The sequence below is a fragment of the Flavobacterium sediminis genome (assembly GCF_003148385.1).
GTDB lineage: Bacteria > Bacteroidota > Bacteroidia > Flavobacteriales > Flavobacteriaceae > Flavobacterium > Flavobacterium sediminis.
The window spans coordinates 791,215-805,301 of the sequence record NZ_CP029463.1 but is presented as its reverse complement, the minus strand read 5'-3'; the positions used below and the strand labels follow the sequence as shown (position 1 = coordinate 805,301).

The window sequence follows — 14,087 nt, the reverse complement described above, 5'->3', positions numbered from 1 at the left end:
ATCGTTTATAAGTTTTTTTAGAAATGTGTATTATTAATTTTAATAGTTATATTTTTGTTTAATACACAAAATAATTAACCAAAAATTACAAAAAAATGAGCATTATTATAAAAGTACATGCGAGACAAATTTTGGATTCCAGAGGAAATCCTACAGTTGAAGTGGATGTAGTAACAGAGAATGGAGTTTTAGGGAGAGCCGCTGTGCCAAGCGGAGCTTCAACCGGTGAACATGAAGCAGTTGAATTACGTGATGGTGGAAAAGATTATATGGGAAAAGGCGTGTTGAAAGCTGTAGAGAATGTAAATACTAAAATTGCTGCTGAAGTAATAGGGATGTCTGTTTTTGAGCAAAATGCTATTGACAAAGCCATGATAGAACTTGACGGAACTGCAAATAAATCTAATCTGGGTGCAAATGCGATCTTAGGTGTTTCCTTAGCAGTAGCTAAAGCTGCGGCTAATGAACTTGGATTGCCATTGTATCGTTACGTTGGGGGTGTTTCTGCAAACACTTTGCCGGTGCCGATGATGAATATTATTAATGGAGGTTCGCATTCTGATGCGCCAATTGCATTTCAAGAGTTTATGATTATGCCGGTTAAGGCTAAAAACTTTACACATGCTATGCAAATGGGAACAGAGATCTTCCATAACCTTAAAAAAGTATTACACGACAGAAATCTTTCTACAGCAGTAGGAGATGAAGGAGGTTTTGCTCCTAATCTGGCAGGAGGAACTGAAGATGCTTTAGACTCAATTAAATTAGCAGTAGAAAAAGCAGGTTATACATTCGGTGGCGACGTGAAAGTTGCTTTAGACTGTGCTTCTTCTGAATTTTATGTAGACGGAAAATACGATTATGCTAAATTTGAAGGCGAAACAGGTAAAGTAAGAACTTCAGCTGAGCAAGCAGAATATTTGGCAGAATTAGCAGCTAAATACCCGATTGTTTCTATCGAAGACGGTATGTACGAAGACGATTGGGAAGGATGGAAATTATTGACAGAAAAAATCGGTGATAAAGTGCAGTTAGTAGGTGATGATTTATTTGTTACGAATGTAGAACGTTTGTCAAGAGGTATTTCAGAAGGTATTGCTAATTCAATTTTGATAAAAGTAAACCAGATAGGTACATTGACAGAAACTATTGCAGCTGTGAATATGGCACACAATGCAGGATATACTTCCGTAATGAGTCACCGTTCAGGGGAAACAGAAGACAATACGATTGCAGATTTAGCAGTAGCGCTAAATTGTGGTCAGATCAAAACCGGATCTGCCTCACGTTCAGATCGTATGGCGAAGTATAACCAGTTATTACGCATTGAAGAAGAGTTAGGAGAAGTAGCTTATTTTCCGCAAGAAAATGCTTTTAAAGTGAAGTAATAAATATCAAATTTTTATCAAAATCCCGATTCTGTTAACAAAACTTTATCGGGATTTTTTGTATATAATAAATAAACATAAAATATTTTGAAATTTTTTAAAATTCGAATATAATTCGCTAAATTCGCATGATTCTTAAAATTTTACATTAAAAAAACTATATACACGATGTCAAAAACTGCAATATTAGAGATCGATGGCAATAAATATGAGTTTCCTGTAATTGTAGGGACTGAAAATGAAGCTGCTATCGATATAGAGAAGTTGCGTGCTGCAACCGGTGCTATAACTATCGATCCTGGCTATAAAAATACAGGTTCTTGTAAAAGTGAAATCACTTTCCTAAACGGAGAAGAAGGTGTTTTGCGTTACAGAGGATACACGATCGAAGATTTAGCAGAAAAAGCTACGTTCCTAGAGGTGTCATATCTATTGATTTTTGGTGAATTGCCAACAGCTTCACAGCTTGAGAAGTTTGAAAATGACATCAGAAAATATACAATGGTTAGTGAAGAAATGAAGAGCATCATTGATGGTTTTCCAAGAACAGCCCACCCAATGGGAGTTTTGTCTTCATTGACAAGTGCTTTAACAGCATTCAATCCTAAGTCTGTAAATGTTGAAAATGAAAAAGAATTATACGAAGCTGTTTGTAAAACAATTGGTAAATTCTTAGTAATTGCAACTTGGACTTTCAGAAAGAGAATGGGATATCCTTTAAATTATTACGATAATACAAAAGGGTATGTAGAAAATTTCATGCGTTTGATGTTTGAATTACCGACAGGTCCTTACAAAGTAGATCCTAAAGTAGTTGCGGCATTAGACAAGTTGTTTATTTTGCATGCTGATCACGAACAAAACTGTTCAACGTCAACAGTTCGTATCGTAGGGTCATCTCATGCAGGTTTATTTGCTTCAATTTCTGCCGGAGTTTCTGCATTGTGGGGTCCGCTTCACGGAGGAGCTAATCAGGCAGTATTGGAAATGTTACAACAAATTCATGATAATGGAGGAGATGTTGCCAAATTCGTATTGAAAGCTAAAGATAAAAATGATCCGTTCCGTTTAATGGGATTCGGTCACCGTGTTTATAAAAACTTTGACCCGAGAGCTAAGATCATCAAAAAAGCTGCTGATGATGTATTAGGAACATTAGGAGTTGAAGATCCGTTATTAGACATTGCAAAACAATTAGAGAAAGTTGCTTTGGAAGACGAATATTTCAAAGCAAGAAATCTGTATCCTAATGTAGATTTCTATTCAGGAATTATTTACCGTGCAATGGGTATTCCTGTAGAAATGTTTACAGTATTGTTTGCAATCGGGCGTTTACCGGGTTGGATTGCTCAATGGAAAGAAATGCGTCTGAACAAAGAGCCGATAGGACGACCTCGTCAAGTATACACCGGTTCACCGCTTAGAGCTTTTAAAGAGGTGAAAGACAGATAAAATAATAAATAAAAAATCCCGAGTAATCGGGATTTTTTATTTAAAGTTAGTTTTTTAGAGCAAAGCTCTTTTTTCTATCTTTGCGCAAACCAAACAAACTATGCTAAAACTGAATATTAAAAATGAAACTTCCCGTTTGAGGGCTGTCATTTTAGGTACAGCTCAGAGTAACGGACCAACACCTACCAAGTCAGAAGCTTACGATCCTAAATCTTTAGAACATATTCTGGCGGGAACTTATCCGCTGGAAGAAGATATGGTTAAAGAGATAGAAGCTTTTAATCAGGTTTTTGAAAAATATGATGTAGAGGTTTTTCGTCCTCAGATTATAGAGAACTACAATCAGATCTTTGCTCGTGATATCGGATTCGTGATCGATGATGTGTTTATAAAAGCAAATATATTACCCGATAGAGAACGAGAGTTAGATGCGATTCAATATGTGATAAATCAAATGGATCCGACCAAAGTAGTAAGGCCGCCTGAAAAAGTACATATTGAGGGAGGAGATGTAATGCCTTGGAATGAGCATATTTTTATAGGGACTTATAAAGGAAGTGATTACAAAGACTATATCACAGCCAGAACCAATATGTATGGTGTAGATTTTATCAAAGAAATGTTTCCCAATAAAATAGTGAAAGAATTTGATCTGGTGAAGTCAAGGATTGAACCACGCGATAATGCATTGCATTTGGATTGTTGTTTTCAGCCGGTTGGTATAGATAAAGGAATTATTTATAAAAGTGGTTTCCGCGAAGAAGCAGATTATCTGTATCTGGTCGATATTTTCGGAAAAGAAAATTTATTTCATATTGAAAGGGAAGAAATGTATCACATGAATTCGAATATTTTTTCAATAGCACCTGATGTTGTGGTTTCAGAAAGAAATTTTACAAGATTAAACAATTGGCTTAGAGCTAACGGCTTTACAGTTGAAGAGATACCTTATGCTGAAATTTCTAAACAAGAAGGACTATTGCGTTGTTCTACGTTACCGTTGATTAGAGATTAAACAATGTTCGGTAGAAAGAACAATTAACACAAATAACAAATAAAATGAATCAAACAACAAATACAATATTGATGATTCGTCCGGTAGCATTCCGTATGAATGAACAAACGGCAGTGAATAATTATTACCAGAAAGTGTTGGATAACTTATTGCCAGCCACTGTAAATGTAAAAGCACAGGAAGAATTTGATGCTTATGTTGAAAAATTGAGAACAGTTGGGGTAAATGTAGTTGTTGTAGATGATACGAAAGAGCCGGATACACCGGATAGTATTTTTCCGAATAACTGGATTTCTTTTCATGAGAACGGTGACGTGGCTCTGTATCCGATGTTTGCTGAAAACAGAAGACTGGAACGTAGAGAAGATATCTTAGATATCCTTGAAGAAAAAGGTTTTGTGATCAATGACATTATGGATTATACAGCTGCTGAAGAAGATAATGTTTTTTTAGAAGGAACCGGAAGTATTATTTTAGACCGGGAAAATGAAATCGCTTATTGCGCATTATCACCTAGAGCTGATGAAGAATTGTTTATCGAGTTTTGTGAAGATTTTGAATATACTCCTGTGATCTTTGAAGCTTATCAAACAGTTGATGGTGAGCGAAAACATATTTATCATACCAATGTGATGATGTGTGTTGCAGAAACATTTGCAGTTATCTGTGCTGATTGTATTGATGACAAAGCAGAGCGTAAAATGGTTTTGGAAGTCTTGAAAAAATCCGGGAAAGAAGTTATCTTTATCACTGAAGATCAAGTTAACAATTTTGCCGGAAATATGTTGCAGGTAAAAGGGCAAAATGAGGAACGTTTTCTGGTAATGAGTAATGCAGCCTATCAATCATTGACGCAAGAGCAAATAGCAAAGATTGAGAAACATTGTAAAATTATCTATGCAAGTTTAGATACTATTGAAGCTTGTGGCGGTGGAAGTGCACGTTGCATGATGGCAGAAGTTTTTTTACCGGAAACAGAAAATTAATATGTTATCAAGAAAAACAAAATATGGGTTAAAAGCGCTGATTTATATTGCTAAGCAAGATAAATCAGCACCCGTTTTGATTTCTGAAATAGCCGAAAAAGAACATATTTCCAAAAAGTTTTTAGAGACTATTCTGTTGGATTTGAAGAAATCCGGTATCTTAGGTTCAAAAATGGGTAAAGGAGGCGGCTATTATTTAATGAAAGATCCGAAAGAGATCAAAATAGCAAGTATCATCAGAGTTTTAGACGGTCCGATTGCGCTTCTGCCTTGTGTTAGTATTAATTTTTATGAGAAATGTGACGACTGTCCGAGTGAAGAAACATGTGCGTTGAATAAATTGATGATCCAGGTGAGAGATAACGCTTTGTCTATTTTAGAAAAACAATCTTTACATGATCTGGCAAGCTTTTAAAAAAATTTAAACAAATAATCTATTAATTCTATAGACTAATCGTATATTTGAAGTCTGAAAAAATAAAGCTTATGTTTTTAGATTTATTGAGAACCAAAAAAACAGGAGAGATTGTAAGTCGGGACACAAAGATTTCGGCTTGTAAAGCTGTAACCTGGCGGTTGCTCGGGACTATAGATACTATGATTATTTCTTTTATTATGACAGGTAATGTAAAAATAGCCTTCTCTATAGGGAGCTTTGAAGTATTCACAAAAATGATATTATATTTTATTCACGAAAAGGTCTGGGCAAAATGGACAAAATAAGACAGGAAACATTAAAAAATTGGAATGAACAAATAGACCAATTGTCATTAAAGGAAAGTATTGCATGGGTTTTACAACATGTTGAGGGAAAAGTGGTTTTTTCAACCTCGTTCGGGATAGAAGATCAGGTTATAACACATTACCTTGAGCCACATTATGATAGCGTCGAACTTTTCACGTTAGACACCGGACGTCAGTTTAATGAGACCTATGAAGTGTTTCAGAAAACACAAAGTAAATATCCGAATCTGAATATTAAAACCTATTATCCGGAAGAAACAGATATTCAGGAATACTACAGCAAATCAGGAGTCAATGGCTTTTATAACAGTATAGAAGAACGAAAGCAATGCTGCTTTATCAGAAAAGTAAAACCTTTAAATAAAGCTTTGGATGGAGCTTCCGTGTGGATCACAGGACTTCGGGCAGAACAATCAGCAAATAGAGAGACTATGCAATTTTTAGAATGGGATGCTGATCATCAATTGATCAAGTTCAATCCGTTACTTCTTTTTACATTAGAAGAAGTGGAAGCAGAAGTAGATCAATACAATATTCCGATTAACAGTTTGTATAAAAAAGGCTATTTGAGCATCGGTTGTGCTCCGTGTACAAGAGCTATCGAACCCGGAGAAGATTTTAGAGCCGGACGTTGGTGGTGGGAAAATGGTAAAAAAGAATGTGGATTACACATACACACCGATCAGAATAATTAATGAAGTTGAAGAATGAGTAAACATTTAAAAGATTTAGAGAACGAGAGTATTTATATTTTACGAAGTAGCGGCTTAGTTTCAAAAGCTTGCTTTGTTTTCGGTAGGTAAAGATTCTATCACAGTTGCCTGCTTAGCGTAAAAAACCTTTTATCCTGATCAATCTGCAAACAAACAATACTGTTGCGGTTGGTTTTGTAGAAAAATAATATTTAGGTTTGAAATGAAAAGCCTGAAAAAAGCAGTTTTAAAAATTGCCTTTCAGGCTTTTTGCGTTATATACTTTTGTAAATATTGATAATTGCGCTAATGATATATTCAATACCTATTGCGATGACAATAAAACCGATAATTCTGGAAATAGCAACAATACCTGAGGCTCCTAAAATACGCGATAAATAGTTGGCACTTCTTAGAATTAAGAAGATAACCAATGCTACCAGTAGAACAGCAGCACAACAGATAAGTTTAGAAGCAATAGTGTCATGTTCTTGGTATAGTGCAATGAGTAAAGAAATAGAGCCAGGTCCGGCGAGCATCGGAATAGCTAATGGACTTAGAGCTATATCATTTCTGTTTTTAGCATCGTTTGCTACTTTTTTATTGACCCCTCTCTTTTTACTGAAGTTACCGTTCAGTAAGGAAAAACCCGAAGTCACAATTAAAATACCGCCGGCAATACGAAGTGAGTCAATACTAATACCGAAAAACTTTAAAACATATTCCCCTGCAAAATAGGATATTAGTAAAATAATGGCTACATTAATAGCTGCCCAAAGTGAAATTCGGGAACGTTCTTGTTTTGAATCATCCTGGGTTAATCCTACGAAAATAGGGATAGCACCTAAAGGATTTAAAACTGAGAATAAAGCAGCAAAAATGTAAATGAATTGTTCCATGTTTTTTTGGCAAAAATAATGTGGGTTATTGAGTTGGGAAATTAAAATAATGTTATTTCAAAGTTATGATTAATATTTAATTTTACTAATTTTATAGAAAAGAATCTACATGAAAACTTTAGTAATCGGAGCAACGACAAATAAAGAGCGATATGCCTACCGCGCTATAAACAGTTTAATAGATAAAAGTCATCAAGTGGTTGCGATCGGAGTAAAACCGGGAATGGCTCTGGATGTTGAAATTGAAACGGAAAAAATACCTTTTAAAAGTGTAGATACAGTTACTCTTTATGTAAATCCTACGATACAAAAAGAGTATTATGATTATGTGGTTTCACTTAAGCCCAGACGGGTTATATTCAATCCCGGAACTGAAAACCCGGAATTTGTACAACTTTTGGAACAAAACGGTATTGATTCAGAGATAGCTTGTACGTTAGTATTACTGGCGACGAACCAATATTAAACCTAAAAAGGTTAATAAACCATTTATAATTAAGATCTCAAAACCAAAATTAAAAGGCAGTAAGTATTGACTGGTGCTGTCCAGAAATAAAGAGATGAACACTGCTGAAAGAGCAATAATAGGGGTGTTATGATCTTTAATTTTCCATTTGGTAAATAAACCGAAGCTGAACAACCCTAGAAGAGGGCCGTATGTAAATCCGGCAAACTTAAATACCTTATCAATCAGACTGGAATCGTGAAAAGCATATTTAAAGAAAAGAATGATAAAGATCGAAATAAAAACAAATACAAGATGAATCCTTTTTCGGAGTTTTATTTGTTGGGTTTCAGAATATTTATTTTCAATATCCAAAATATCGATACAGAATGTTGTGGTTAACGAGGTTAATGAGCTGTCGGCACTGGAAAATGCAGCGGCAATAAGTCCTAATAAAAAGCTGAAAGCAACAGTAACACCTAAGTAATGATTTGCTAAGATAGGGAATAGCTTATCTCCGTGAGCATCAATATTGTATTTTAAGGCATATTCTGTAAAGAGCAAACCTAATACTAAAAAGAAAAAATTAACCACGGTCAATACGATCGTGAACCAAAACATATTTTTTTGAGCATCCTTCAAGCTGCGGCAAGTCAGGTTCTTTTGCATCATGTCCTGATCGAGTCCTGTCATAACGATTGCGATAAAAGCTCCGGATAAGAATTGTTTCCAGAAATAATTCGGAAGTTTCGGATTCTCAAAAAAGAAAGTTTTAGAAAAGTCACTCTGAGCAATAAAATCTGCAAAATTTGAGATGTTCAGCCCTAGGTCGGCAGAAACAACATAGATACATATTCCGACAGAAAGTAACATGAAAAAAGTTTGCAGGGTATCTGTGAATATAATGGTTTTGATTCCGGATTTAAAAGTGTAAAGCCAGATCAGAATAATAGTGGTTGTAACAGTTATCCAGTATGGGATTTTTAGCGGTTCGAAGACTAACGTCTGCAAAACATCTGCAACAAGGAGTAAGCGGAGGTTAGCGCCTACAGTTCTTGAAATAATGAAGAACCACGAACCTGTTTTGTAAGTTTGATTTCCGAAGCGGTCTTTCAGATAAGTATATATAGTGGTAAGGTTCAGTTTATAATACAAAGGAAGCAGAACAATTCCTATGGTAAGGTATCCTAAAATATACCCTAAGACTATCTGAAAATAGGTGAATTGAGAAGCCTCAACTTTACCCGGTACAGAAATAAAAGTGACTCCGGAAAGCGATGCTCCGATCATACCGAATGCAACCAGATACCAAGGAGACTGTTTGTTAGCTTTGAAAAAAGTACTGTTACTTTCATTGTCGTTTCGGGTCGTAAGAAAAGAAATGAGGATTAAAACAGCAAAATAGGCTAATATTAAAAAAAGTATAGATACAGGTTGCATAATTTTTGATCTTTGAGCAAAGATAGAAGTTTTTAAGAGATTTAATTCCGGCAGACTTTTGTATTTTTGTAACCATGGAATTGCCTTCGAAATTATTAGAAAATGCGGTAAATGAGATTTCACAATTACCCGGAATAGGAAAGCGTACTGCTTTACGTTTGGTGTTGCACTTGTTGCGCCAACCGGTAGAACAATCAGAAGATCTGGCGAATGCATTACTCAAAGTAAGAGGAGAGATAAAGTATTGTTCCGGTTGTCATAATATTTCAGATAAAGAAATTTGTCAAATTTGTGAAAACCCTGGTCGAGACAAATCATTGGTTTGTGTTGTGGAGGATGTGCGTGATGTTATGGCTATTGAAAATACCGGTACATATAAAGGGATTTATCATGTTTTAGGAGGTAAGATCAACCCTATTGAGGGAATAGGGCCAAGTCAGTTGAATATTGTGTCATTGGTTGAAAAAGTAAAGAGTAATGATGTGAAAGAAGTTATCTTTGCGCTAAGTTCCACGATGGAAGGTGATACGACTATTTTTTACATCTATAAACAAATAAAAGATTATAATGTAAAAACATCGACTATTGCACGAGGAATAGCAGTAGGAGATGAGTTAGAGTATGCAGATGAAGTTACTTTAGGAAGAAGCTTACAACATAGGATTCCTTATGAGCAATCTTTAAATCAGTTATAGTGCTTTTTTCAATAAAAAAGTGATTTATTTTTAGAAAATTTAATAGTAAAAACTATATTTGTTTCCACAAAAATAAGATGATGAAGTGTAAACGTTTTTTACAATTGGTGTTGGTTTTGACTTTCTTTACTTCTTGTATATCAAATAAGCAGTTGGTGTATTTGCAGGACGAAGGAAAATCAAACGAATCTATTGAGGTAAAATCGACCCAGACAAAACCTTACAGGGTGCAAACAAATGATATCTTAAGTATCAATATAAAAGCACTTGATCAGAAATTGGTTGAGATGTTTAATCCGTCGACAAATACCGGAAATGCCCAACAGCAAAATTCGCCTCAGAATTTATATTTCAATGGCTTTGTAGTAGACGATCACGGAAATATAAGGGTTCCGGTTTTAGGAGAAGTTAATGTAATGGGGTATACTTTGGAGGAAATCAGAACTACAATCGAAAAGAGACTTTTGAACGAATACTTCCGAACCCAGTCAAGACTTTTTGTGAATGTGAAACTGGCCGGGTTACGTTATACGGTTAATGGAGAGATCGGTTCGCCGGGAACGAATGTGCTTTATCAGGATAAGGCAAATATAATGGAAGCAATTGCTAATTCAGGTGATATTACAATGACCGGTGACCGTAAGAATGTTCAAGTGATCAGAAAATATCCTTATGGGTTTCAAACGTACTATATTGATCTGACCAGTTCTAAAGCAGTAGAATCTCCAGTTTTTTATCTACAGCCTAATGATTATATCTATATCAAACCTTTGAAACAAAAATCATGGGGTACCGGAACAACCGGTATGCAAACTGTCAGTACCATTATAACGGCACTTTCACTGGTAACTACCACAATTTTATTAACCAGAAACCTGTAGAAAAAAGATGTTAGATACCAAAGATTTTTCTTTTTTTGAGACGCAAAACAGCTTTGACTTTAAAGGTTTTTTGATTAGACTTTTGAGTTATTGGAAATGGTTCTTGCTGAGCTTGATTATTACGTTTCTGGTGGCTTATAATGTAAATATCCGAAAGCCTAAAGTTTACGGATTGGAATCCCTGATTGTAATTAAGGACGAGAATAATTCATTTTTCACCTCAAATACCAGTTTGGTTTTTAACTGGGGAGGCGTATCGGAGAAAGTACAAACCATCATTACAACGTTAAAATCAAGATCTCATAATGAGCTTGTTGTAGATAAACTTCAATATTATATCCAGTACCTGAAAAAAGGGAAATATTATTTTGAAGATGTCTACGGAACAGCACCTTTTAAAGTGACTATTGATAAAAATAAAGGACAATTGACAGGTGCTCCGATAAAGATCAAATTTTTATCACCAACAGAATTTCAACTATCAGTTGATTTTATGGAAAATCGTTCCAGATCCCTGATTCATTATGTTGATAATTCCAGAAGTAGATTTTCAATTGGAGAAGTTGAATTCTCTAAAAAATTTAAAGTAGGTGAAAATATCAATTTACCATTCTTACACTTACGACTTTACATCTTGCCGGAGGCCGATCAATATGTAGGAAAAGAATACTTTCTGCGTTTTGACGATTTTAATGCTACAGTGGGGCGATACAAAAGTATTGATGTGAATGCCGATACAAAAGCTCAGTCTGTTGTGTCTTTGCAATTGCAGGGCGCGAACAAATATCGTTTGGTTGAATACCTGAATGAAACCATCAATGTGTTGCGTAAGAACCAGTTGGAGAGTAAAAATAAATTCGCAACTAATACGATCAATTTTATTGACAGCACATTAGTTGTCATGGAAGCACAAATAAAAGATGCTGAAAATGAACTGAAAGACTTCAGAAAAGGGAAGAACGTTTTTGAGTTAGAGTCAGGAGGAGAAAAGCTAACAGAACGATTGACGGAATTTGATAGCCAAAAAGATTTGATTCAACGTAAAATGGAATACTTGAATCATTTGAAATCTTACTTGGAAAAAAGTACAGATTTTTCAAGATTGCCGGCGCCTTCTGTTGCCGGTATAGACGATCCTAATATTTTGGTTAACGTTTCCAAACTGATACAGCTTTCTGCTGAAAGGGAAGAATTAGGTTATGCGGTTAAAAGTGATGATATCTTTACAGAGTTTGACGTGGAAATGGAAGCACTTAAAAAAGTATTGCTGGAAAATATTTCAAGTGCTAAAGGAGCGTTGCAACTCGATCTGCAACTCATTAACAGAAATATTGCCAATGCTGAAGGAGAGATCAGTCAGTTACCCGAGCTGAAACAGGAGCACATCAAAATAACCCGTAAATACAATCTTAAAGACAATATTTATAACACATTTCTTCAGAAAAGAAGTGAGGCGGAAATCATTCGGGCAGCTAATAGTTCTGACGTAGAATTTATTGATACGGCTAAAGATGTCGGAGGTGGATTAAAAGGTCCGAAAACCAGTGTTAATTATATTCTGGCAGCCTTTCTGGGATTTATAATCCCTTTTGTAATAGTGCTATTAATTACATTGTTAGACAATAATGTAAATTCGGTAGAAGATATTCAAAAAATGACAAAAATTCCGGTTATCGGAATTATTGGGAAGAAAAATACAGAAAACAATCTGTCCGTTTTTGAAAAACCAAAGTCACCGCTTGCAGAGTCTTTCAGAGCTATTCGTTCGTCTCTTCAGTTCTTGTATAAAAAACAAAAAGGAGAAAGAACAAAGATATTAATGCTTACGTCATCCGTTAGTGGAGAAGGAAAAACATTCTGTTCGATCAATCTGGCAACGGTTTTTGCCTTAAGTGAAAAGAAAACGGTAATTGTCGGATTAGATCTGAGAAAGCCTAAGATATTTGGAGACTTTAATATCGATAATGTTACCGGTGTGGTTAATTATCTGATCGGACAAAAGACGTTAGATGAGGTTACACAAAGTACACATATTCCTCATTTAGATCTGATCACATCTGGACCTATTCCTCCTAATCCGGCTGAGTTACTAATGGGAGATAGTATGAGAGATATGATCGAAGAGTTGAAAGAGAAATACGATTACGTTATTCTGGATACGCCTCCGGTCGGACTTGTATCTGATGCCCTAGAATTAGCGCATTATTGTGATGCAACACTTTATGTGACACGTCAGGGATACACGAAAAAAGGAATGTTAGGAGTGGTTAACGAAAAGCACAAAAGAGGCGAGCTACAGAATATTAGCATTTTATTTAACGGTTTCCAGAATAAAGCAAAATATGGATACGGCTATGGCTATGGTTATGGATACGGTTATGGTTACGGCTATGGAGCCTATGGAGAAGCTTATATGGAAAGGGATACATCAACATCTGGTTGGAAGAAGTGGTTAAACAAATGGTTGAAAAAATTAAAATTCTAATAACAGGAGGAGCCGGTTTTATCGGTTCAAATCTTTGCGAATATTTTCTGGCTAAAGACTATAAAGTCGTTTGTCTGGATAATTTCAGTACAGGAAAGAGAGAAAATTTGCATAACTTTTTTTCTAACCCGGATTTTGAATTGATAGAAGGTGATATTCGTGACTTACAAACCTGTCATGATGCCGTACAAGGAGTTTCTTATGTTTTACATCAGGCAGCTCTGGGAAGCGTTCCGCGTTCAATTAAGGATCCTATTACTACAAATGAGGTTAATATCTCCGGTTTCCTTAACATGTTAGTGGCATCCCGGGATGCTAAGGTCAAAAGATTTGTGTATGCTGCGAGTTCATCTACATATGGGGACTCGGAATCTTTGCCTAAAACAGAAGATAAAATAGGGAAACCACTATCTCCTTATGCGGTTACTAAATACGTGAACGAGTTGTATGCAGATGTCTTTGCCAAAACCTATGGAATGGAAGTAATTGGCTTGCGCTATTTTAATGTTTTTGGACGACGACAAGATCCGAATGGTGCCTATGCTGCGGTTATCCCGAAATTTGTGATGCAATTAATGCAGCATGAATCCCCTGTAATTAACGGAGACGGTACTTTTTCAAGGGATTTTACATATATAGACAATGTCATTCAGATGAACGAACTGGCAATGTTGACACAAAATGAAGAAGCTTTGAATACAGTATATAATACAGCCTTTGGAGAACGAACTACTCTTAATGATTTGGTTACGATGCTAAAGGATGAATTGATTACATTTGATCCCGAAATAGGAAAAGTTGAAATTAGTTACGGACCTAATAGATTAGGAGATATTCCGCATTCTTTAGCTAGTATTGATAAAGCAAAAAAATATCTGAATTATAACCCCCGATTTTCCATGAAATCAGGACTGAAAGAAGCAGTTACATGGTATTGGGAAAATCTAAAAAAATAAACGTATTAC

The 14,087-nt window shown here is 35.4% G+C and carries 14 protein-coding genes; 12 read left to right on the top strand and 2 right to left on the bottom strand.

Annotated elements, in window-relative coordinates; genetic code table 11:
• Positions 1-95 precede the first annotated feature (95 nt).
• The 7 genes from eno to DI487_RS03790 all read left to right on the top strand — a co-directional run bounded on the left by eno (position 96) and on the right by DI487_RS03790 (position 6,280).
• Positions 96-1,388, top strand: coding sequence for a phosphopyruvate hydratase (gene eno / locus DI487_RS03820; protein WP_109568488.1), 1,293 nt, complete (start codon positions 96-98; stop codon positions 1,386-1,388).
• A 168-nt stretch (positions 1,389-1,556) separates the two neighbouring features.
• Positions 1,557-2,840: a citrate synthase gene (locus DI487_RS03815; RefSeq protein ID WP_109568487.1), complete on the top strand. Its 1,284-nt coding sequence runs from the start codon at positions 1,557-1,559 to the stop codon at positions 2,838-2,840.
• A gap of 100 nt (positions 2,841-2,940) precedes the next feature.
• Positions 2,941-3,855 (top strand): dimethylarginine dimethylaminohydrolase family protein, encoded by a 915-nt coding sequence (locus DI487_RS03810; protein ID WP_109568486.1) that lies wholly within the window; start codon positions 2,941-2,943, stop codon positions 3,853-3,855.
• A gap of 44 nt (positions 3,856-3,899) precedes the next feature.
• Entirely contained in the window at positions 3,900-4,841 is a 942-nt protein-coding gene (ctlX, locus tag DI487_RS03805; protein WP_109568485.1) for a citrulline utilization hydrolase CtlX, read from the top strand.
• A gap of 1 nt (position 4,842) precedes the next feature.
• Complete coding sequence (locus tag DI487_RS03800) at positions 4,843-5,256, top strand: RrF2 family transcriptional regulator (RefSeq protein ID WP_109568484.1); 414 nt, start codon at positions 4,843-4,845, stop codon at positions 5,254-5,256.
• A 71-nt stretch (positions 5,257-5,327) separates the two neighbouring features.
• Positions 5,328-5,564, top strand: coding sequence for a DUF2061 domain-containing protein (locus DI487_RS03795; protein WP_109568483.1), 237 nt, complete (start codon positions 5,328-5,330; stop codon positions 5,562-5,564).
• Positions 5,552-6,280, top strand: a complete 729-nt coding sequence (locus DI487_RS03790; protein ID WP_109568482.1) for a phosphoadenylyl-sulfate reductase — start codon at positions 5,552-5,554, stop codon at positions 6,278-6,280. The genes DI487_RS03795 and DI487_RS03790 overlap by 13 nt, the downstream gene beginning before the upstream one ends.
• Positions 6,281-6,552: 272 nt before the next feature.
• On the opposite strand, the gene DI487_RS03785 is transcribed toward DI487_RS03790, so the two are convergent.
• Positions 6,553-7,176 (bottom strand): MarC family NAAT transporter, encoded by a 624-nt coding sequence (locus DI487_RS03785; RefSeq protein WP_109568481.1) that lies wholly within the window; start codon positions 7,174-7,176, stop codon positions 6,553-6,555.
• A 109-nt stretch (positions 7,177-7,285) separates the two neighbouring features.
• Between DI487_RS03785 and DI487_RS03780 the strand changes: the two genes are divergently transcribed.
• Complete coding sequence (locus tag DI487_RS03780; protein ID WP_109568480.1) at positions 7,286-7,642, top strand: CoA-binding protein; 357 nt, start codon at positions 7,286-7,288, stop codon at positions 7,640-7,642.
• On the opposite strand, the gene DI487_RS03775 is transcribed toward DI487_RS03780, so the two are convergent.
• Positions 7,619-9,061 carry a sodium:solute symporter gene (locus DI487_RS03775; protein ID WP_109568479.1) on the bottom strand — a complete coding sequence of 481 codons (1,443 nt, stop codon included), beginning with the start codon at positions 9,059-9,061 and terminating at the stop codon, positions 7,619-7,621. The genes DI487_RS03780 and DI487_RS03775 overlap by 24 nt on opposite strands.
• Before the next feature lie 74 nt (positions 9,062-9,135).
• Here DI487_RS03775 and recR point away from each other — a divergent pair, with 74 nt between their 5' ends.
• The 4 genes from recR to DI487_RS03755 all read left to right on the top strand — a co-directional run bounded on the left by recR (position 9,136) and on the right by DI487_RS03755 (position 14,078).
• Positions 9,136-9,756 carry a recombination mediator RecR gene (gene recR / locus DI487_RS03770; RefSeq protein ID WP_109568478.1) on the top strand — a complete coding sequence of 207 codons (621 nt, stop codon included), beginning with the start codon at positions 9,136-9,138 and terminating at the stop codon, positions 9,754-9,756.
• Between the two features lie 80 nt (positions 9,757-9,836).
• Positions 9,837-10,637: a polysaccharide biosynthesis/export family protein gene (locus DI487_RS03765; protein WP_109568477.1), complete on the top strand. Its 801-nt coding sequence runs from the start codon at positions 9,837-9,839 to the stop codon at positions 10,635-10,637.
• 7 nt (positions 10,638-10,644) lie between these two features.
• Positions 10,645-13,122: a polysaccharide biosynthesis tyrosine autokinase gene (locus DI487_RS03760; protein WP_109568476.1), complete on the top strand. Its 2,478-nt coding sequence runs from the start codon at positions 10,645-10,647 to the stop codon at positions 13,120-13,122.
• Complete coding sequence (locus tag DI487_RS03755) at positions 13,098-14,078, top strand: SDR family oxidoreductase (RefSeq protein ID WP_109570597.1); 981 nt, start codon at positions 13,098-13,100, stop codon at positions 14,076-14,078. The genes DI487_RS03760 and DI487_RS03755 overlap by 25 nt, the downstream gene beginning before the upstream one ends.
• Positions 14,079-14,087 lie beyond the last annotated feature (9 nt).

Bases quoted from the DNA above. Each gene is read 5' to 3' on its own strand.
- eno (WP_109568488.1), top strand. From the start codon at position 96: ATGAGCATTATTATAAAAGTACATGCGAGACAAATTTTGGATTCCAGA.
- DI487_RS03815 (WP_109568487.1), top strand. From the start codon at position 1,557: ATGTCAAAAACTGCAATATTAGAGATCGATGGCAATAAATATGAGTTT.
- DI487_RS03810 (WP_109568486.1), top strand. From the start codon at position 2,941: ATGCTAAAACTGAATATTAAAAATGAAACTTCCCGTTTGAGGGCTGTC.
- ctlX (WP_109568485.1), top strand. From the start codon at position 3,900: ATGAATCAAACAACAAATACAATATTGATGATTCGTCCGGTAGCATTC.
- DI487_RS03800 (WP_109568484.1), top strand. From the start codon at position 4,843: ATGTTATCAAGAAAAACAAAATATGGGTTAAAAGCGCTGATTTATATT.
- DI487_RS03795 (WP_109568483.1), top strand. From the start codon at position 5,328: ATGTTTTTAGATTTATTGAGAACCAAAAAAACAGGAGAGATTGTAAGT.
- DI487_RS03790 (WP_109568482.1), top strand. From the start codon at position 5,552: ATGGACAAAATAAGACAGGAAACATTAAAAAATTGGAATGAACAAATA.
- DI487_RS03785 (WP_109568481.1), bottom strand. From the start codon at position 7,176: ATGGAACAATTCATTTACATTTTTGCTGCTTTATTCTCAGTTTTAAAT.
- DI487_RS03780 (WP_109568480.1), top strand. From the start codon at position 7,286: ATGAAAACTTTAGTAATCGGAGCAACGACAAATAAAGAGCGATATGCC.
- DI487_RS03775 (WP_109568479.1), bottom strand. From the start codon at position 9,061: ATGCAACCTGTATCTATACTTTTTTTAATATTAGCCTATTTTGCTGTT.
- recR (WP_109568478.1), top strand. From the start codon at position 9,136: ATGGAATTGCCTTCGAAATTATTAGAAAATGCGGTAAATGAGATTTCA.
- DI487_RS03765 (WP_109568477.1), top strand. From the start codon at position 9,837: ATGAAGTGTAAACGTTTTTTACAATTGGTGTTGGTTTTGACTTTCTTT.
- DI487_RS03760 (WP_109568476.1), top strand. From the start codon at position 10,645: ATGTTAGATACCAAAGATTTTTCTTTTTTTGAGACGCAAAACAGCTTT.
- DI487_RS03755 (WP_109570597.1), top strand. From the start codon at position 13,098: ATGGTTGAAAAAATTAAAATTCTAATAACAGGAGGAGCCGGTTTTATC.